At 41.0% G+C, this 19,037-nt stretch carries 23 protein-coding genes; 12 read left to right on the top strand and 11 right to left on the bottom strand.

The annotated features are described in order from the left end of the window. Window positions 1-27 precede the first annotated feature (27 nt). The 3 genes from rpaB (at window position 28) to ACM0OS_RS15915 (ending at window position 2,613) form a co-directional block, all read left to right on the top strand. On the top strand, window positions 28-750 hold the full coding sequence (gene rpaB, locus ACM0OS_RS15925) for a response regulator transcription factor RpaB (protein ID WP_414544168.1): 723 nt from the start codon (window positions 28-30) through the stop codon (window positions 748-750). 287 nt (window positions 751-1,037) lie between these two features. Further along, complete coding sequence (locus ACM0OS_RS15920) at window positions 1,038-1,793, top strand: TspO/MBR family protein (RefSeq protein ID WP_414544167.1); 756 nt, start codon at window positions 1,038-1,040, stop codon at window positions 1,791-1,793. A 55-nt stretch (window positions 1,794-1,848) separates the two neighbouring features. Beyond that, entirely contained in the window at window positions 1,849-2,613 is a 765-nt protein-coding gene (locus tag ACM0OS_RS15915) for an ABC transporter ATP-binding protein (RefSeq protein ID WP_414544166.1), read from the top strand. A 28-nt stretch (window positions 2,614-2,641) separates the two neighbouring features. Here ACM0OS_RS15915 and ACM0OS_RS15910 read toward each other — a convergent pair whose 3' ends face one another. Then, the gene (locus ACM0OS_RS15910) at window positions 2,642-3,169 is read right to left on the bottom strand and encodes an orange carotenoid protein N-terminal domain-containing protein (protein ID WP_414544165.1); all 528 of its coding nucleotides are present in this window, start codon (window positions 3,167-3,169) and stop codon (window positions 2,642-2,644) included. Between the two features lie 214 nt (window positions 3,170-3,383). Between ACM0OS_RS15910 and ACM0OS_RS15905 the strand changes: the two genes are divergently transcribed. Next, complete coding sequence (locus ACM0OS_RS15905) at window positions 3,384-3,767, top strand: hypothetical protein (protein WP_414544184.1); 384 nt, start codon at window positions 3,384-3,386, stop codon at window positions 3,765-3,767. A gap of 102 nt (window positions 3,768-3,869) precedes the next feature. Here ACM0OS_RS15905 and ACM0OS_RS15900 read toward each other — a convergent pair whose 3' ends face one another. Beyond that, the gene (locus tag ACM0OS_RS15900; protein ID WP_414544164.1) at window positions 3,870-4,511 is read right to left on the bottom strand and encodes an HAD-IA family hydrolase; all 642 of its coding nucleotides are present in this window, start codon (window positions 4,509-4,511) and stop codon (window positions 3,870-3,872) included. Continuing rightward, window positions 4,486-5,460 (bottom strand): tRNA epoxyqueuosine(34) reductase QueG, encoded by a 975-nt coding sequence (queG, locus tag ACM0OS_RS15895; RefSeq protein ID WP_414544163.1) that lies wholly within the window; start codon window positions 5,458-5,460, stop codon window positions 4,486-4,488. The genes ACM0OS_RS15900 and queG overlap by 26 nt, the downstream gene beginning before the upstream one ends. A 218-nt stretch (window positions 5,461-5,678) precedes the next feature. Here queG and ACM0OS_RS15890 point away from each other — a divergent pair, with 218 nt between their 5' ends. After that, on the top strand, window positions 5,679-6,200 hold the full coding sequence (locus tag ACM0OS_RS15890) for an orange carotenoid protein N-terminal domain-containing protein (protein ID WP_414544162.1): 522 nt from the start codon (window positions 5,679-5,681) through the stop codon (window positions 6,198-6,200). Window positions 6,201-6,408: 208 nt separating this feature from the next. Continuing rightward, window positions 6,409-6,828: a ketosteroid isomerase family protein gene (locus ACM0OS_RS15885; RefSeq protein ID WP_414544161.1), complete on the top strand. Its 420-nt coding sequence runs from the start codon at window positions 6,409-6,411 to the stop codon at window positions 6,826-6,828. A gap of 107 nt (window positions 6,829-6,935) precedes the next feature. Here ACM0OS_RS15885 and ACM0OS_RS15880 read toward each other — a convergent pair whose 3' ends face one another. Further along, window positions 6,936-7,388 (bottom strand): hypothetical protein, encoded by a 453-nt coding sequence (locus ACM0OS_RS15880; protein ID WP_414544160.1) that lies wholly within the window; start codon window positions 7,386-7,388, stop codon window positions 6,936-6,938. A gap of 412 nt (window positions 7,389-7,800) precedes the next feature. On the opposite strand from ACM0OS_RS15880, the gene ACM0OS_RS15875 reads away from it, so the two are divergent. Together ACM0OS_RS15875 and ACM0OS_RS15870 are read left to right on the top strand one after the other, a co-directional pair. Then, the gene (locus tag ACM0OS_RS15875; protein WP_414544159.1) at window positions 7,801-8,049 is read left to right on the top strand and encodes a hypothetical protein; all 249 of its coding nucleotides are present in this window, start codon (window positions 7,801-7,803) and stop codon (window positions 8,047-8,049) included. Between the two features lie 60 nt (window positions 8,050-8,109). Then, window positions 8,110-8,286: a hypothetical protein gene (locus ACM0OS_RS15870; protein WP_414544158.1), complete on the top strand. Its 177-nt coding sequence runs from the start codon at window positions 8,110-8,112 to the stop codon at window positions 8,284-8,286. Window positions 8,287-8,473: 187 nt separating this feature from the next. On the opposite strand, the gene ACM0OS_RS15865 is transcribed toward ACM0OS_RS15870, so the two are convergent. From ACM0OS_RS15865 to ACM0OS_RS15855, 3 genes are all read right to left on the bottom strand, one after another. Then, window positions 8,474-8,899, bottom strand: coding sequence for an ATP-binding protein (locus tag ACM0OS_RS15865; protein ID WP_414544157.1), 426 nt, complete (start codon window positions 8,897-8,899; stop codon window positions 8,474-8,476). A gap of 3 nt (window positions 8,900-8,902) precedes the next feature. Next, a complete protein-coding gene (locus ACM0OS_RS15860; protein ID WP_414544156.1) occupies window positions 8,903-10,576 on the bottom strand; it encodes a SpoIIE family protein phosphatase in 1,674 nt (557 codons plus the stop codon). A 176-nt stretch (window positions 10,577-10,752) separates the two neighbouring features. Continuing rightward, window positions 10,753-11,472, bottom strand: coding sequence for a response regulator (locus ACM0OS_RS15855; protein WP_414544155.1), 720 nt, complete (start codon window positions 11,470-11,472; stop codon window positions 10,753-10,755). Between the two features lie 523 nt (window positions 11,473-11,995). On the opposite strand from ACM0OS_RS15855, the gene ACM0OS_RS15850 reads away from it, so the two are divergent. The 4 genes from ACM0OS_RS15850 (at window position 11,996) to ACM0OS_RS15835 (ending at window position 14,569) form a co-directional block, all read left to right on the top strand. Beyond that, the gene (locus ACM0OS_RS15850) at window positions 11,996-12,748 is read left to right on the top strand and encodes a WecB/TagA/CpsF family glycosyltransferase (protein ID WP_414544154.1); all 753 of its coding nucleotides are present in this window, start codon (window positions 11,996-11,998) and stop codon (window positions 12,746-12,748) included. A gap of 170 nt (window positions 12,749-12,918) precedes the next feature. Next, window positions 12,919-13,674 carry a cell division ATP-binding protein FtsE gene (ftsE, locus tag ACM0OS_RS15845; protein ID WP_414544153.1) on the top strand — a complete coding sequence of 252 codons (756 nt, stop codon included), beginning with the start codon at window positions 12,919-12,921 and terminating at the stop codon, window positions 13,672-13,674. Between the two features lie 147 nt (window positions 13,675-13,821). Then, entirely contained in the window at window positions 13,822-14,367 is a 546-nt protein-coding gene (locus ACM0OS_RS15840) for a hypothetical protein (RefSeq protein ID WP_414544152.1), read from the top strand. Further along, entirely contained in the window at window positions 14,360-14,569 is a 210-nt protein-coding gene (locus ACM0OS_RS15835) for a hypothetical protein (protein ID WP_414544151.1), read from the top strand. Before ACM0OS_RS15840 ends, ACM0OS_RS15835 begins: the two co-directional genes overlap by 8 nt. 134 nt (window positions 14,570-14,703) lie before the next feature. Here the strand turns inward: ACM0OS_RS15835 and ACM0OS_RS15830 are convergent, their stop codons facing one another. The 4 genes from ACM0OS_RS15830 to ACM0OS_RS15815 all read right to left on the bottom strand — a co-directional run. After that, on the bottom strand, window positions 14,704-15,471 hold the full coding sequence (locus tag ACM0OS_RS15830) for an armadillo-type fold-containing protein (protein WP_414544150.1): 768 nt from the start codon (window positions 15,469-15,471) through the stop codon (window positions 14,704-14,706). Window positions 15,472-15,558: 87 nt separating this feature from the next. Further along, a complete protein-coding gene (locus ACM0OS_RS15825; RefSeq protein WP_414544149.1) occupies window positions 15,559-15,846 on the bottom strand; it encodes a hypothetical protein in 288 nt (95 codons plus the stop codon). A gap of 157 nt (window positions 15,847-16,003) precedes the next feature. Continuing rightward, complete coding sequence (locus ACM0OS_RS15820; RefSeq protein WP_414544148.1) at window positions 16,004-17,491, bottom strand: site-2 protease family protein; 1,488 nt, start codon at window positions 17,489-17,491, stop codon at window positions 16,004-16,006. 200 nt (window positions 17,492-17,691) lie between these two features. Further along, the coding region (locus ACM0OS_RS15815) for an RNaseH domain-containing protein (protein ID WP_414544147.1) at window positions 17,692-19,037 on the bottom strand (1,346 nt) is incomplete at its 5' end.

Below are 19,037 nucleotides of genomic sequence, written 5' to 3'. Positions count from 1 at the left end.
TGTTACCGTGAAGGAGCATTGAAAAACTTGGAAAGTCACAAAGAAAAAATTCTGGTGGTAGACGACGAAGCTAGCATTCGCCGGATTTTAGAAACGCGTCTTTCCATGATTGGCTACGATGTCGTCACCGCTAGTGATGGCGAAGAGGCGTTGTCAATTTTTCACTCATCTGAGCCGGACTTAGTAGTTTTAGATGTGATGATGCCAAAGCTAGATGGCTATGGTGTGTGTCAAGAATTACGTAAAGAATCTGATGTGCCAATTATTATGCTAACAGCCTTGGCAGATGTAGCAGATCGGATTACTGGCCTGGAATTAGGCGCTGATGACTACGTAGTTAAGCCATTCTCGCCCAAAGAATTAGAGGCGCGAATTCGCTCAGTTTTACGGCGACGCTTCAGTAAATCAAGTGCTGTGGGTGTTCCCAGTTCAGGGATAATCCAAGTAGATAATCTGAAAATTTATACAAATAAGCGACAAGTTTACAGAGGCGATGAGCGGATTCGCTTGACGGGTGTAGAGTATAGCTTGCTAGAGTTGCTGGTGAGCCACAGTGGAAAATCGTTTTCTCGTGGAGAGATTTTACAACAGGTGTGGGGTTATAGTTCAGAACAACACGCGGATACTCGTGTTGTAGATGTGCATATCTCGCGTTTGCGCTCGAAGTTAGAAGATGACCACGAAAATCCCGAATATATCCTGACAGCAAGAGGAACAGGTTATCTTTTTCAACGAATTAGCAAAGATTAGTACCGCTGCGCGGAAGTCAAAAGTCAAAAGTCAAAAAGCTTATCAAACAGGCTATTTGACGATTCCAAATGGTATGCCTATTTGCGCTGTGCTGTACTAGAGTATCAATCATGAAACCACTAAATGTCTAAAATTAAGGTTACAAAATGACCACTACAGAATAGTGGAAGGCATGATTGACCAAATATAAATATGTTTGCTAGACCGAATAAACAAAATACGAGGAATACATCACCACAAAATTATCAGCTTATAACTAATTACAAACTAAGCACAATCTCTTCATCATGAATCAATCCAATAATAGTGGAATACTTGAACAGTTTGTTAATACAGTTATGGGGGTAAAAAATCTTAATCAACAATATTCTCCAGATACATCAATAGCTACTACACAAGAACTAGATATCAGCGCTGTTTTAGTTTACAAATTAGGAACTATTTTACAAATAGTAGTCATGATTCTTGTGTTGCTGGGAATGGAAAAATTAGTAATGTTGATTGATAACAATTCTTCTTTTCCCAGTTGGTTTAGTACTTTATTGACTGGATTATTTTTTGCTGTATTAAGTATCCGTTCCCGAATTTTTTCTCTTTTAGATAATACCCGTTCTCGTCAGACCTATGACCAAATAATCAGACCAAGATGGGCCCCTCCACCTTTGGCATTTCCCATAGTTTGGATGATAATTGCCGTTTTGCGGGTAATTTCTTCTGTATTAGTTTGGCAGCAAATGAATCACCAATTTTTAGTGCTGCCTTTAATTTTGTTTGTGGTACATCTGGCTTTAGGAGATACTTGGAATACGATTTTTACTGTAGAACGGAGATTAGGTGCGGCTGTTCCTGTAGTTATTTTAGGCCCTTGGTTATCTGCTATAGCGGTGACGGCAATTTATTGGCAAACTAATCCTGTAGCCGGAATGACTTTATCATTTTCTTGTGTATGGCTAACTGTAGCTGCTGTATTGGTATTTAGAATTTGGCAATTAAATGGATCTGAGCCATTGTATCCTGTGAAACTAATACCTGTGGAGAAATAAATACTCAAAATAATTCACTTTGATTACTCAACTATAGACTAATAAATAAATTATTATGGCAAAAACTATCACAATTACCGATGCTCTCGTTCCTAATCCTGCACCGCAATCGGCAATTATTCGTTTAGAGAATATCTTTAAAATTTATGGTAGTGGTGAAACTGAAGTCAAAGCATTGAATGATGTAAATTTGACTATCTATGAAGGTGAATATTGTTCAATTATGGGGCCTTCCGGTTCTGGTAAATCTACCGCCATGAATATTATCGGCTGCTTAGATCGCCCCACCACCGGACATTATTATTTAGATAATCTTGATGTCGCCCAAATGAACGATGCAGATTTGGCAAAAATTCGGAATAAAAAATTGGGGTTTGTGTTTCAACAGTTCCATCTGTTACCCCAACTCACAGCTTTAGAAAACGTCATGTTGCCAATGGTATATGCGAGTGTTGACCCCAGAGAAAGAAGCGATCGCGCCGCCGAAGCCTTAACAAAAGTAGGTCTAGAAAACCGCCTGAATAACAAACCCACTCAATTATCTGGTGGACAGCAACAACGGGTGGCGATCGCCCGTGCTATTGTCAACCGTCCCGTTGTTCTCCTCGCCGATGAACCCACTGGCGCCCTAGATTCCCATACAACTCAAGAAGTATTAGATATCTTTAGCGAATTAAATGCCAGTGGAATTACGGTTGTTATGGTGACTCACGAATCAGAAGTAGCCCGTCAAACACAGCGCGTTGTTTGGTTTCGTGATGGTGAAGTAATTCACACCAACTTGACCCCAAACGATTTGACTCAACTAACTTTGTCTTAAACAATTCGCAGTCACCAGTCACCAGTCCCTACAAACTAGAAGTTTTCCCTGTTTGTGCTTGTGTTTCAATGGGTTTGACATCGCTGTGACCCATTTCACCAGCGATGGTGCGGAATACGGATATTTGCCCTTCAAAATCTAGTTTTTCAGTTTGAGAAAGCAAATTCTTAATCGCATCAGTTGGCTGGTAGTTATCAGGCATTCCAATGACCGTATTTCCCATAGCTACTGCCCAAGCATACCAAACTAAAAGTTGGTTGTTTTCTTTCAGCGCACCATAGGCGCGGGAATATTCTGTGTCTGCACAGTTAACTATATCCCGCATAATTGCCATTTGTTGATCATCTGATAATTGGAAATAATCTCCCAACAGCAGAGGAGCAAGTTCTGGATCAGTCGCTTCAGGAGCTGCTGGAGTAATGGATTTACCCATTTTTTTATAAACTAAATAAAACCAAGCTAATTTAGCATCGGTATCTAAGGCATTAAAGGCTTCTACTACGTTTAGAGTTTCATTACTCAAGGCTTGAGTAGTTTTATTTGAACTTGCAGTCACAACTGATCTCCATGATAATTTTATAGAGTCAACTAAGAATTATCAGAGTTAAGCACTTATAATCTACTTCCTGAAGTAAGAGTTATATTTATTGGTTGTAAACATTATTACCTACCATTTAATAGATATATAAATATCTCCCTAGACGGAAATGTTATTACCAATAGCTTTGGTAAGATCGCTCCAGCAATTAAAAAACTTTACCTACCATTTTATGAGTGATAAGAACGATAAAATAAAGCCCAACGTTAATGAAGCACCCACCCACGATGCACAATTAGCTGCTGAAAATATGGCTAGTGGTGAAGAAAAAACACCAAAGGTTGATTTTGACGCTGATTATGCGGCTGCTCAAAAATTTAGTGTTAGTGATATCGACCGCACAAGCGAAGGTGAAGCTGCTGCTGCTACTGCTACCGCCCCTGAACAAAAAATACCTGAAGCTAAAGAAACTACATCTAAGTCCCAATCAAGCGGGAATCCCAGCGATTACTCAGAAATGGCTAAGGAAATCGGGGGTTCTGAAAATGAGGCTGTAAGCAATGTTAATGATGATTTAATGCAACAAGCATTGAAAAAAGGTGAACGGCAAAAGTAATTTTGTCGGAATTTAATTAAGATTAAATTCGCCTAAATCGTTTCAAGACGAGAAAAACAAATTTTATCTGCACAGCCTCACCCTAATAGGGTGAAGGCAGTTTTAATTTTTACAACTTTTGATCACTGCTAAAAGTTCGCTGGGTTGATGAATCAAAAAATCTGGGTTTTGTTTAGCTAATACTTCTGGAGAATTGAAGCCCCAAGTGACTGCAATCACTTTAATATTAGCTTTTTTTGAGGCTTCTATATCCCTGGTTTCATCTCCAACATAAATTACCGCATGAGTTTTCAGTTGTTTTTGTCTTAAAACATTATTGATTATTGTTGTCTTACCAAAAATTGTGACTCCTGAATAAATAAAATCAAATAATTGATCTAACTCATTATTTTTCAGGAAGGCTGTGACATTTTCTTGGGAATTAGATGTAATAATTCCTAATCTATAACCTTGGCTTTGCAGTTCTATTAAGGCTTCTTGGATTCCCGGTATTGGCTTAAATTCCTGGATTTTGTGTTTTAATTCTCCTTTGACTTTTTTTAAAAGAAAGGGAATTTTTAATAAAGAGATGCCGGAATATTTAATAATTTCCCTAGAGGTGAAATTTCTTAAGAGGGCAAGTTCTTCTGGCGTAATTTGGACATAACCAAACTCTACAGCGAAACGATTGGCGATACTGACAAGAGCATCAACTGTATCCGCAATCGTGCCATCAAAATCAAAAATAATTACTTTCTGGGTCATGCTGTTGTCTGGATGCGTCAAGATTAGCACGGGCATTTCGTCGTAACATTTCTGGCTTAATCCGCCGCAACGCTGATGCCGGAAATCGTTTATCCCACTCCTCATCTGAGATGTTGGCTAATTCTATCAGCTGGGGCGCAACATTGGCAGGATAAGGGTGAAAATCTTCCACATTCGTTGTCTGAGCAAAACGCTGATTCCAAGGACAAACATCTTGGCAAATATCGCAACCAGCAACCCAACCCTGTAAATGAGGGGAGACGGTTTCTGGTAATGATTCTGACCGATTTTCAATGGTATGATAGGCGATACAGCGATTAGCATCCACTACAAAAGGTTGAGTAATAGCACCTGTGGGACAAGCGTCTAAGCAACGAGTACAGCTACCACAATGTTCTGTATGTGGGCGATCGCTCTCTAGTTCCAGATTTGTCAACACTTCTCCCAAAAATACCCAAGAGCCATATTGTCTTGTGATCACATTACCATTTTTGGCTATCCATCCAATACCAGCTCGTTGCGCCCAGACTTTATCTTGTACCGGGCCCGTGTCGGCATAATAACGAGCTTGAATACCTGCATCCAGTGATTCTAGCCAGGTTGTCAACGCCTTAAGCTTTTTGTGCATCACCTTGTGATAGTCTCTACCCCAGCCGTAACGGGAGATTTTGGCATATTCTTCGCCCTCTGGACGTTGATGTGGGGTGTAGTAATTCAAAGCGACACAGACAAGCGATCGCGCCTCTGGCATTACTAAGTGAATATCTTGACGCTTGGGGTTATTCATCCACTGCATATCGGCGTGATAACCCTGGTTTATCCATGCTTCTAACCTCTGATTATCTGTATTATCTCCCTCTGCTATAGCTGCAATCCCTACCTGATGAAATCCCAACTCTTGGGCTTTTTCTTTAACTAGACTGCTGTTGGTTACGCAATACTGACTCATTTCTTTATGTGAATTGGGCCGCAATTCTGGGCAACTTCTTTATACATTATGCTTCTACAGCCTGTGTTTAATATTTGTTACCACACCTATATGTAAAATTTATTTGCCGTTTATTAAGAAATAATGCAGAATGTAGACACAGAGGTCAAAAAACCCAGAGTAATGTAAACCTCACATTAATTACCTTTTTACCTAAATTCATCAACTGTGGTGCCATCATGACATTTACTTCTGATTCCGCTGCAACTGGCTTGTCTAACGCCTTGAATTACGGCAACCAGCCTGGTGATGCTGTTACCTCCACAACTGCGGTTTTCCAAAGCCTCAGCATCGATGACCAACTGGCAGTGCTTTGGTATGCCTACACAGAAATGGGACGTTCGATTACACCAGCCGCTACAGGTGCTGCTCGTTTACAATTAGCCGCAGGTCTACTAACTCAAATTAAGCAGATGTCTCATGCAGACCAGTTAAATGTTATGCGTGACTTGGCTGCTAAGAAAAACACCCCAATTTGCCGCTCCTACGGTATTCTCAGCAATAACACGAAGTTAGCTTTCTGGTACGAGTTATCAGAATTAATGGTAAAAGGCTTGGTTGCTCCCATGCCAGCAGGCTATCAACTATCTCGTGATGGTGTACAAGTACTTGAAGCTATCAAGGAACTAGATTTTGGTCAGCAAATCACTGTCCTCCGCAAAGTCGTAGCTGAGATGGGCGTTGACCCCCTAGCCGACTAAACAGCTGTCCATAAGTTTCCAACCTCAATGTGTTGCCAATTGTATATCCCCGGCTCACACCTGGGAAAAAATTCTTTCACAAGTGATATTTAATATTTCTCGAGAAAGATTTATTTGTACTTTTGGCAATCTACCTCCATAGCAACTTTTTTTATATCTACTTTTATATTTCAATGAATATTCAGTTAGCTTAATATCAGGTGATTATATGACAGCGGCTGAATCAATTGCGGCAACAGAATTTCAAATTGAGGGAATTGCAGAATCCAGCATCCTGAGTTACTTTCAAACTTTAAATGCCGGAGAATTTCCGGCTACTGCTGCCTTATTTGCCGATGATGGTGTGATGTATCCGCCTTTTGAATCTGGTATTGTGGGCCCAAGTGCGATCGCTACCTATTTACAACAAGAAGCTGAAAATATTCAAGCCTTCCCCCGGCAAGGAACAGCTGAGACTTTAGAAAATGGCCACATCCAAGTTCAAGTAATAGGTAAGGCTCAAACTTCTTGGTGTGGTGTCAATGTAAAGTGGCTATTTACCCTCAACCAGCAACAGCAAATTCTCAGCACTAATATCAAGCTGTTAGCTTCTCCCCAAGAGTTACTTTCTCTGCGTCGGGAAGATTAACCAGTAGATAATAAATAAGTCGGTGCTAATCTTTAAAAATATGTGGGTGGTTTTTCTCCCCTGCCCCCGTCCACTGAGTGTAGCCGAAGTGCTGCCCCCCTGCTTTTTCACTTCTTAGTAGCGGTTGTCTCCTGCAAAGAGCGCAGTAATAATCTACGCCCTAATTCCATATCTGATGGCGCACATTGCCAATCTGGATGTGCAGTCATTAACAAACTATCTAAAGTTTCTTGATCAAATAGATGCCAAACTTGAGCATCATTTATTTGATCTTCTATTGCATAACAATTGGAACTAATACAGTGAATTGTGCAAGCACTGGCAATTCTCGCCACAGTCATTTTTTCCCCTGGCTGTAAAGCGCGAAATTGGCGAATATTCTGCTTCAACTCGCTCATTGAAGAAACTACCAACCCAGGTATAGCTACTGTTAAATTTTTGTCACCATTCACTGCCACCCAGTAATGACGGCTGGGGTCAATACCCTCTAGCCAAGGCGATTCGTCATCAAGGCGATAGCGTGGCGACAAACAAAATAAAGTTTCTCTAGATTGAGTCATGACTTTGGTTCGCTTAAGGTGATTCTTTACCCCTTGATCATCCTGGGGATCAAGATTGAGGATTGTGGGGTTATGCCGTTAGTTATCTTTGGTTTTATCTGAGCATTACTTTTTTGTTGATGTAAAGTCAGCATTTTCAGCTTGCGCCTATATTCCAGTATTTAATAGTTACTAGTGAGAAATCAAATAAAGTTAGCAAAAGTTAGTAACGCGCTTAATATTTTTTAATGAAATTACCTCTGCGAACTGTAATGAGGAACTTTCAGTATTTTGTAAATTTATGCAAAATAATTAAAGCTATAAATCCAAGAAACTGTAACAATGGATACAGAAATAAATTAGATTATCTTTGTTGGCTTGGTGGGTGAAGTTGCCCCAAGCCCAATTTCCTTGAGCGAGACGGAGGCTAGAAATGCTACTGAAATCAACTTATTTAACCTGTCCATTAGTTCCAGAAATTCATAAGACAAGTGCGCCTACAGGGCATCCTGTCTGCAACATTACTTATAATCGTGACTCGTGGGTTAAGCTACTTCAACTTCCCGATGAGTATAGTTTTGACGAAGCACTGCTGCTATGCCAGGAATCCCCGGATAGTTGGATTGCTTGGGTGCCAAGCTACGGTGAAATGCGGTTACACAGAAGTGATTTCTACTGTTGATTATCAGATGGCAAGCCATAGACAAATTGCCATCTTCACGCATAAATAATTTGATGTAATATGATGAACTTTGAGACAGCAACCAATTGGGATGAAGCGTTTGAGTATTTACCAGGATCGGTTGTGGAATTGAAAGCTCAACCGGGAGTCTTTTATACAATTGACTTCTATGAAGCGATGATGGTACCGCCTGTGTGGTTAGTCCATGAACCACGTCCCCGCTATCCCATGAATTAAGGATTGTTTCATGTGTCAACATAAAAGACTCTGATTATCGCAGGGTATCATTCAACAAAATACCCCAACAAGCTTTCTGAGTGTATAAAAAAGTTAGCAATTACCAGACTTTTTCTGCAAGTGAGCGTAGAGAATACAGTAAAAGTCTAGCAATCGGCAATCTGAGCATTGAAAATTGTCAAAATTATCAACTAGCTAGTTCTGGTAAAGTAGCTTCTAACTTGAGACAATTTGCACCATCAACTTGTAATTGGTACTCTACGTTATCCATCAGACGATTCATAATCAGCCAACCATAGCCACCTTCTTGTTTATCTGTAGGATTGGGTGCAAAGTAAGTAGACATATCAAAGCCTTCGCCATAGTCCCAAATTTCTAAGGCGATATCTCGATCTTTCAGTTCCAATCGTAGTAATACTGGCAAATTCGCCTGCTCTTTGTGGGCATGACGTACTACATTGGAATACGCTTCTACCAAAGCCAGTCGCAAACGACTTGATTGCCGTGACCAATCAACAGATTCTTTTAGCTGGATTTTTAAGCATCCTAGTAACCAGCTTTCGACTATGTTTAAATAATTTAAGTCACTTGGTACATGCAGCTCACTTTTCATTACCTACAAAACCTCCAATGAAAGTATAGTTTGATCATCTTCTTGAACTTGGTTATCTGCCTGGATGCGAGTTATTAAATGATTCAACGAGAACGGTTGGGGTTCAGTTTGCAAGAGTTGCCACAGACCTTCTTGATTCAGCATAGAACGGCCAATTGGCTGAAGGCTACCCTCGGATTTCTCCCATTCCAATAGTTCATTTGATACTACAGCTTCAGTAATTCCATCACTGGCTAGCAGGATGGTGTCTCCAGGCGCGAGAACCAACTGACCCGACTGAGCCTGCCACTGAGGTAAGATACCTAAAGGAATGCCGCGCACCTTGAGATAATGAGGTTCAGCAGCTATGGTGCCTGGACGTGACCAAAGTAGGGGATAAATGTGTCCAGCGTTAGCGTATACCAATTCTCTTGTGGTCGGGGTATAACGGGCTAAGATGAGAGTAATAAAGCAATTATTGCCAATTAAGTCATCACAAAGAGCGCTGTTGAGATTATGTACCACCACATTCGGTTCAGCTGGTGTTTCTTGAGATAATTCTCGCCGCAATACGGAAATAGCACTAGCCATGAATAAAGCCGCAGGAACACCCTTACCAGAAACATCGCCTACGGCTATCCATAAATCGCCCTTGGGATGGACAAAGACTTCAAAAAAATCACCTCCCACTTCCCGCGCAGGGTAACAGCAGGCTTGTAACTTCGCATCTTTGATATCTGGCAAAGTTTGGCGCAGTAGATTATTTTGAATTTGTCGAGCAACTTCTAACTCAGCTCTTAGCTGCGCTTGTTTTTCTTGGAGATCCTGGTAAAGTTTTGCTTGAGATAAAGCTAAAGCTGCTTGTTCGGCAACACCTGCAATTAGTTGAATTTCTTCATTGTGCCAAGGTGGTTCGTCTCCCCATTGGTAAATAGCCAGAATAGCTAACAGGTGTTTTTGGTAAGAAAGTGGTACCACCAAGTGGTGACATAATTTGCCGTTATAGGTATTTTGAGTCAGTTGATAATGGCGAGTTTGCAGAACTTTTTCAATTAACGGATCAGGATCGTAGTCACAACAAGGTAAACTAAATTCAGTATCTTGATAGTAAAACTCGTCTGCTGTTAGGCGATCGCCTTCTACTGGTTTGAGTAAACAATAAGTAGCGGCAAATGTTTCGCCGATGGTAGCAGCAATTTTTTGTAGCATACTGCCATAATCCAAAGATTCCCGAATTGCCGTTGTCACCGCATTAAACAATGATTCTCGCCGCAAGGCCCGACGTAACTCGTAGGTACGCTGCTTAACTACGCGATATGTATCAGTGGCTTGTTCAACTAAAACCTTCAAGCTTTCTGGCTTCCAAGGTTTGGTGACATACTTGAATACTTGACCAGAGTTAATGGCATCTACTAGATCTTCAACATCAGTAAACCCCGTGAGTAAAATCCGAATTGTATCGGGAAATAGCTCGACTGTGCGACTCAGAAACTCGGTGCCGTTCATTTCCGGCATTCTTTGATCCGAGATAATCACAGCCATTTCGCCTTCTTTGTCTAAAATCTCTAGCGCACTCAGGGCATGATTAGCTTTATATACTTGAAAATCTCGCCTAAAAGTACGGTAAAGTAAATCTAAGTTATCTAGCTCATCATCTACGACCATGAGCTTTAGTTTTTCTATCCCTGTATCAGTCATATTTGACTTTAAATTTACGGACACTTAAGTGGCGAGATAGAATAATTTTTATCTCACCTAATAATTATCAACAACCTATCTTGTCACAGAAGTTACCCAGTTTGAGTGTATAAATTGACTCAAAAGTTTTAACTTCTTTTAGTTGATTTCGGGCTTGCTACACCCAAAAATTAAATTTATCCTACTAATCCAGAACGTAAGGCACGTACTGCCGCTTGAGTGCGGTCGTCGGCACATAACTTATTCAAAATGTTTCTGACGTGTGTTTTCACAGTTCCCACGGTGATATATAGTCGTTCGGCAATGAGTGCATTACTACAACCTTCGACGATTAACTGTAACACTTCCAATTCTCTTTCTGTAAGGGTATAAGCATCAATATTTTCTTGATATTCCTCAGAATCTGAGTTTTGCGAAGAATTTTTGTGATCTGTGGTGTCTGTGTCTAGTTTCGGCGGATTTTGTTGTGCTTGTTGTAACACAATCCGGGCGATCGCTGGATCAATCCAAGCGTTACCATTGTGGGTTACACGTATAGCTTCTAGTAAATTATCAAACTTGATATCCTTCATGCAGTATGAGTCGGCTCCGGCGGCAAAAGCTGCCAGCACAGCTTCTTTATTATCCTGAAGCGTTAAAATCAGCACCCTAATTGATGAGTCTTCTCCACCTGTCAGAGCTTTCAATTCCCGCGTTAGTTCAATACCATCTTTATCTGGCAAACCAATATCGATAATGGCAATATCTGGTTGTGCTATTTTTAACATCTTCAGCCCTTCTACTGCATTGGCAGCTTCTCCCACAACTTCGATTTCGTTCTTCTGGAGTAAAGCTGTCCGAATACCTACACGAGTGAGGTCATGATCTTCAATCAGAGCAATCCGAATTTTACTCATAGCCAAATTCCGCACGTGACATTACCTTAACTTCAATGGGGTACATTAAATTTTTTCGCTCTGGAAACCTCTGCATTGCTGCATGGCGAAAAATGCTTGACTAAAAACTTTAGATATAGATGCGGTGTGTTTAAAAACATTTGTACAAAACACTTCAATATAACAGCAGCGAAGATTAACCCCAAGTAGTTTAATTCTGCTTTCTATTGTGGCAGGTGTGTGAACTCACAAGATGAAATAAATCCAATGAAACCTCATATTTTTGGTTTGTCGGGCCAAAAATCTTGTCAAAAATCGCTGATACAAAGCTCTGGCGGTGATATAAAATATTTTTATTCAATAAAAATCGTGGTATATAGTCTTACTTCAGCCTGCTTACGCAGCTTGAGTACTTACTTAGCCTAGTTTTCCTGGCTCAATGAGCAAATTATTTATTACTCATTTTGCCGCAGGCGGCCTATTAAAAAATTTGATAGACTATCGTTCTAGAGAATCTGGTGTGAGTTTAATCAAGAACTAGGCTATGTCTAAACCGCCTAAAATGTTTTCGGTACTGGGAATACCAGTTCATGTTATGAGTAACTATCCAGGCTGGTTGCTAGAATGCTTGCAACTTAGCACAGGGACTCATGTAGTCACGCTCAATGCAGAAATGACTATGCAGGCAGAACGGAATCCTTCTTTAGCTCAGGTAATTCACAATGCCGAGCTAGTGATTCCCGATGGTGCGGGGGTAGTTCTGTATTTGCAGTGGCTTTGCTGGCAAAAAGTACAGCGTTGTCCAGGAATTGAGCTAGCAGAAACTTTGTTGCGTGAAATAGGAGAACAGCAGACAGATGCCAAACTTTTTTTCTACGGTGGAGCGCCTGGAGTAGCAGCAAAAGCCGCAGAGTTTTGGCAGCAGCAAATTCCTAGTTTGAATTTAGTAGGTACTCACTCTGGTTACCATTCCCCAGATGAAGAAGAGCAATTAAAACAAACACTGACTGAATTGCAGCCACAAGTAATTTTTGTGGGTTTGGGAGTACCACGTCAAGAATTATGGATTGCCCAAAACCGCCATTTGTGTCCCCAAGCAATTTGGATTGGTGTCGGGGGAAGTTTTGATATTTGGTCAGGGACGAAAACTCGTGCGCCAGCTTGGCTGGGCAATAATAACTTAGAGTGGTTATATCGGCTTTATCAAGAACCTTGGCGTTGGCGGCGAATGTTGGCTTTGCCGGAGTTTGCATTGAAAGCTTTTCTGTATCGTTTAACTATTAAGGGTGCAATTTAGTACTTAATATTCAGTATTATTACTGACTAAATCCTCACAACTTCCAAAACTTTAATTTTTGGGTTAGTGATTTGAGATTCCTGGGTGCTGCCTGGGAATCCTGGTTTTAAGGTGCATCTCAAATCGCAAATTTCCAGCTATTTGGTTGAGGACGTGAGGAAAGTCTAGCAATGCCAGTATTAGTAACCCCAGGAACTACTGACAAATCGATTAACACAGAAGAGGGCAAAACTCAACAGCACAGTAGCAATACTGCGGCCATGGTGCAATTACAAGCTGTGAGTAAAACATATGCCAACGGTTGTTATGCGCTGTTGGACGTGAATCTAGTGGTGCAACAGAAACAATTTCTCTTTATTACAGGGCCCAGTGGTTCGGGAAAATCCACTCTCTTAAAACTGTTATATGGCGAAGAGTTGCCCACACAAGGCGATGTAATTGTTGATGAGTGCCATGTCAAAAATTTGCGGGGCGATCGCTTGTCATTATTGCGCCGACGCATTGGGATTGTGTTTCAAGACTACAAATTGATTCCCCAGCGCACAGTCGCCGAAAATGTCACTTTTGTCTTGCAAGCTCAAGGGTATACCCGCAAAGAAATTCAACGGCGTTTAGAACCTACATTAAAGCTAGTGGGTTTACTGTCTAAAGCCGATTGTTTTCCCGATCAGCTTTCTGGCGGAGAACAACAACGTGTCAGTATTGCGCGGGCGATCGTGGGAACGCCACCTTTACTTTTAGCCGATGAACCAACAGGTAACCTTGATCCAGATAATTCTTGGCAAATCATGCAGATTCTCCAAAAGTTAAATAAATTTGGGGCCACAGTCATTGTCACCACCCACGATGAACAACTAGTCCGTCGGTGCAATAATCCTGTGGTACAAGTCCGCAATGGGAAAATTTACCATAAAGTAGCCTCCTGAAAACCCCGCAATCAATCCTTCAAAATTCTTCGGATTTTGGAGGATGAATATTGATATGGAATTTTTACCCGCTTTTTCTGGAAACAAGAGCAACCACTTTGAAGTGAAAATAACAGGACACAAAAAAATTGATGATTTTTAATAATTATGAAGGGATTTCCAGAAAACCGCAAAAATGCGGAAAAACAAAAAATTGAACAATTTTTATTTTTAACAGTTATTGGTGCCATTATAGTTGCTTGGCCAACTTGGCTATCTGCCAAACCCCTCATTATTAAAGATTTCGGAGTCAACGAAGTTACGCAGTTACTAACTTTACTTTTACTTATTTCTTTGTTTCTAGAACGGGCTTTAGAAGTTTTTATATCCACGTGGCGGGGTTCAACTATCAAAAAAATAGATGTTGAACTCCATAAGCATGAACGTAAAATTTATGAAATCAATAAACGCTTAGAAAATCAACCACAAACTGAAATTTCTGCTACATCAGTTAAAGAAAGCCTCGTTAATCATAGTGAATTATCTCAAAAATCAGCTACGGTGATTAAAGAATCTCCCAGGCAAGAAGGTGATTTATTTGAGCAATTGAATTTAGAAATTGATGCTTTAAAAAGCAATGAAATGGATAGGGCTAACTACAAATCTGATACACGACGCTTAGTGGTCATCTCTGATACTGGGTATTATGACTAGTGCAGTCGGCATTCGTGCGTTAGAAACATTTGTGAATATACAGGGTTTACCTGATAATCAAGTAACTGTTTTTCGTTGGTTAGATGTGTTTTTAACAGGCGGGTTAATTGCCGGGGGTAGTGAGGGTATCCATAAACTCACACAGGTAATAGTGGAATTTTTGGAAGCTACTTCTCAACAAATCAAAGACAAAACTAGTTAATGGTTTCAGTATGGACAACAGACCCTAAGTACGAAACACGCCGAAGTCTCAAAACCTTCATTAAAGCGTGTTAGATTATAGGGTTTTATCAGGCGATCGCCTTTTATCTGGTGCTATGTGATGCAATGACAAAACTACTGGTATATGCGAGTTTTGACTTTTGTCGATAGCGGAATCAATGTCGGCATGGCACTGGATGAACTTGATTGTAAACCATTTAAGGCTTGTAAACTTTCTAAAGCGGCATCTCTGATGACTGTTTCTTGTTCTTGACTGAGTAATAGTTGCAAGCATTGGACAACTTCTTGCTGCACCTGAGAATCAAGATGTTTATTGGTAATAATTTGTGTTAATTGGCGGATAGCAATCAAACGCTTCAAGGGATCTGACTCGGTTAAATTGACTATCCACTGATTAATACTGTCTTCCTCTTGGTTGCCATAAAAGTTGACAATTTGCCACACCAATAAAATTAAAGTTAATAGCGTCCCCAAACCCTGCAAAATCATCCCAGTGGCAATCCAAGAACTGGTAGACTCAACCCAGATGGCAGATGCCATATATGTACTAACAGTAGCAATACCTCCACTACCAACCGCTAAGGCTAAACGAAAGTTAGGGCCATTTAAAAACTTCCGTACTTCCGACCAGTTTAGTTGCCAGTTCCATTTTGGCATTGAGTAAACTAATAACATTACCCCAATACCTACTATCAGTGCCAAGAGGAGTTTCCAGTTCCACAGCAGCATAGCAATGATAATTGTCAGGAAGCCGAGAATACCACCTGGCCCAGAGAAAGGCTTGAAAGTTCTTTGCTTCTGGCTTCTTGTCTTGAACTCTAAAAGCGACCAAATGGGAATCTGGTTGATCCGTTGCTGCCAAGAAAATGAAGCCTTTGCCACAGTGTGTACCTACCTAATTACAATATTGATTGTCTAATGTATTAGAATAACCGGGCTAGGAGCTAGAGGCTAGGGCGTGTTTTCAAACTATAACCACAACAAAATGGAGGCGATCGTCATCATAGCTGTATAATCGGCTGCAAGTTTGCCATAGCAGGTGGCGATGCGACGAAATTGTTTAAGTCGGTTGATAGTGCGCTGGTCATTACTTGGCTTGCCTGTTTTCGGTTTTTGCTGTGGTAGTAACAGTTTTAACCTCTCCCAACGTTCGTTGCTTAAGTCTCCTCGATTCATGATCATCCCCAAGCGATTGCGCGCAGCGCAGCGCCAAAGGCGATCGCCTCTTTTTTGAGGATATAACGAGTTTGAAAACACGCCCTAGGGGATTGGGGGTTGGGGCTTCTCTACCAGACGCTGCGCGTAGCTGGCTTCTCCGTAAGAGTACAACCAACAGAGTAAGGGGAGCTACCGCCCACAATTCCACTCGGCTTTAAACCTGATCTTTTGGTAAAAGCCCCTATCTCCCTAACCCTCATCCTCCAATTCCCAATCTTCCTGCTACACCAGGAGTCAAAGGCAAGAGGGTGGTAATCATTAAAAAGAGAGCCAAAAGACCTAAAGCGGCTCTAGCATCGTCTGGTTCGGTGATTTCATTTAAACTGGGGCGTTCTAAATCCCGTTGTAAAAAGAAAATAACTACTGCCCAGTAAACAGCTAAAGCATTACCCAGAGACACTATCCCTAGTAAAATTAAAGTTGCGATGGTGGCTCTTCCTGCGGTTTTGCGTCCATAAATTGCTTGGACGATACGGCCCCCATCTAGTTGTCCGGCTGGCATTAAGTTTAAAGCAGTGATTACCAAACCCAGCCAACCAATGACCACCAAAGGATGGACACTAACTACGGGTGATTGTAAAGCCGAACCCAAGACAACCCGCGCCAAGCTACCTACTAAGATTGAGCCTTGAAAAAATTGATTGGGTAACTGAAATAAACTACCGGGGTGGGAAAGCAGCAAACCGGTGATTAACATTAACAAAGAAACGATTCCGCCAGCAGCAGGCCCCGCTAAAGCAATATCAAATAGTACCTTGCGGTTAGGTAACAGAGACTCAAAGCGAGTAATGGCACCAAAAGAGCCGATTTGCACAGCCGGCAAAAAGAACGGCCAGCTAAGGCGGACTTGGTGACGACGGGCGAGTACCCAATGACCAATTTCATGAGCTGCCAAAATTGCAAATATCCCCACACCTATTGGTAAAGCGGCTGTAAACTTTTCTGGGTTAGCAAATAAATCAAAATTCAGCAGTAATCCCGCAGTTTCTAGACTGGTGGCGATAGTTGCAATCAATAAAATCACCGCAAAGGACTTTTGCGATAACGTCATCGGACGGGGATCATTACGGCTAGGTAGAACAATCACCACAGGTTTGGTATCTGTGTTTTCTACCAAAAATAGCCGATATTGCTCACCCAAGCGTTCCTGTAAACTTGCAGTCAGTCGATGATGAACTTCTTCTGGTTCTCCCCGCAGATTTCCCTTAAAAATAGCTCCATCTTGGTAAGAAATAGTTTCTGTGGCAAAAAATGTGTCAATCCCAAAAATACTTTTAATGGCGCTTAAATCTTCATCGGGGATTGGTAGTGGTTCGATTTTTAATTCCTCCAGCACCACTTGCGGATTATTTTCTGCTTCCTGTGCAGAACTAGCCGCTAATCTTTCGGTTGCCCGTTGCTTAAGTATGGCATCTTGCCCAGCGGTGCGTAACTGTCTGCCTAAATAAACATACACACCAGCAGAAACTACCACCAAAATCAAGATACCAACTATATTAATGTAAATTCCTGCGGCAAATAAACCGAAGAATAACAGCCAGGGAGTCATCAATACCACCGACTGCAACCAGGCTAAGATTCCCAGTTTCCCAAAAGGCCTAGCGCGATAAAAGCCCCAACCTAAAATACCCAAAGCAATTAGTAAAATTGTCCCAATTATGGGAGTCTCTGACGAAGTAAACATTTCTAAACCCTTCGCTGTGAAATACCAAGCCCAAATTAGTCAGGTGTTACAGATATATTTATTAATGTATAACGCCATCTGTAGTCTGCCCAAATAATGAAGCTTGAAGATTTGGCGATCGCACTTTAGTAGAACATGAAATCCTAAATGTGTGGGGTTGTGGATTTCTTGGGAAATTTGTTGTTTAGTGGTGAGACATTTTAGTCTGATTCAGTTTCCTCATCTTCAATAGTGAAATCGCTAATGTAGTCTCGTACAACACGCTCAAAAAATAGGGGAGCAGGTAAGGCTGTCCAATCACTGTAGTGACCAAAGCCGTAGCGTAGTGACTCTACAAAGGCTGCTAAGTCGTCAGGGTTGTCTTCTGCTTGGCGTAAGGTAACGACAATCTCAAGGGGGTTGGGAGTAGGCCAGCGACCTGCAAACGGAGCTTGTTTAGTGAGTAAATTAGTTTTTTTATCTAGACTGTAGGTTGATCGATAGCAACTTTGACCACGAGTATGTTGATGTGGTAGCTCACGCGCTACAGATAGATAAGCTACGCATCCAGTTTTGTTAGTTGCACTGAGTCGAAATAAGCCAGTTGCACTAGATGCTGAAGGAATTTCTAGAGTAGGAGGCAGTTCCTTTAGTTCTTCTTTAGTTCTAGTATCTTCTACAGAAGTCTCTATTAAATGTCTAGATTTTTTCTCAATAATGCCAGGGGCAATTTCCTGGCGTATGCGAATTATACGTGCGCCTTGCCAATTAATTTGCATATTTTGACACGAACCAATGTTAATTTCATTAGCATTAATTCTAATATCAGCTAACCAATTCCAAAGTTTAACGCAGTTGGAAGAATCAATCATAATCAATGGTTGCTTCCCTTCTTCCACAGATTCAGAAATAATCTTTTTTACAAAGTCCATGAATCGGGTCTTGCGTACCTCTTCTTTATCAGCAAGTTTTATTGGAGTAAGCTGTGCAATAAAAGCCCGTGCATCAGAAAAACTAGCCCACGAACTGGTGACTAAATTTCCTCTATCATAAGCACAGCAGAACTCACACTTTCCTGTATCTACATTGATGCGGATTGCTATTGGTAAAAATGTATTTCCAATGTTTCCACGAGCGCGACCCTTTTGTTTCCGGACAATTGTAATTGCAATAATTTCTTTTGGTCTAGCTTCGGGTGGAATATTTTGCAGATACTTATCAGCTTTTTCTTTGATATCATCAATTCGACCAGAATGAGCAAAGATTAAATCTTTTAATGCTGATTGCATCCTATGGAAAAAATTTGCGAGTTTAAGACAGTTTGCTTTTCGGGTCTTTTCGATGGGTAATAGAAACTGCACACCAGCACCAGCCATTGCTAATGCTTTGCGGGTTGATGGTTTATTAATTTTATCATCAGGTTTAGCAGTTTTTTGACCAGTAGAATCTGGGTAAAACTTCCGCGCCATTATTAAGCAGAAAGTTGACTGATTTAGCTTTTTAATCTGTTGTGCCTTAGTGGTGCAGAAAAGTCTTGAACCGCTTGTATACCAGGAGTCTGACTGAG

It is taken from the genome of Nostoc sp. CCY0012 (genome assembly GCF_963920855.1).
GTDB lineage: Bacteria > Cyanobacteriota > Cyanobacteriia > Cyanobacteriales > Nostocaceae > Cyanocohniella.
The sequence above is the reverse complement of the archived record's forward strand: the minus strand, read 5'-3'. Positions and strand labels throughout refer to the sequence as shown.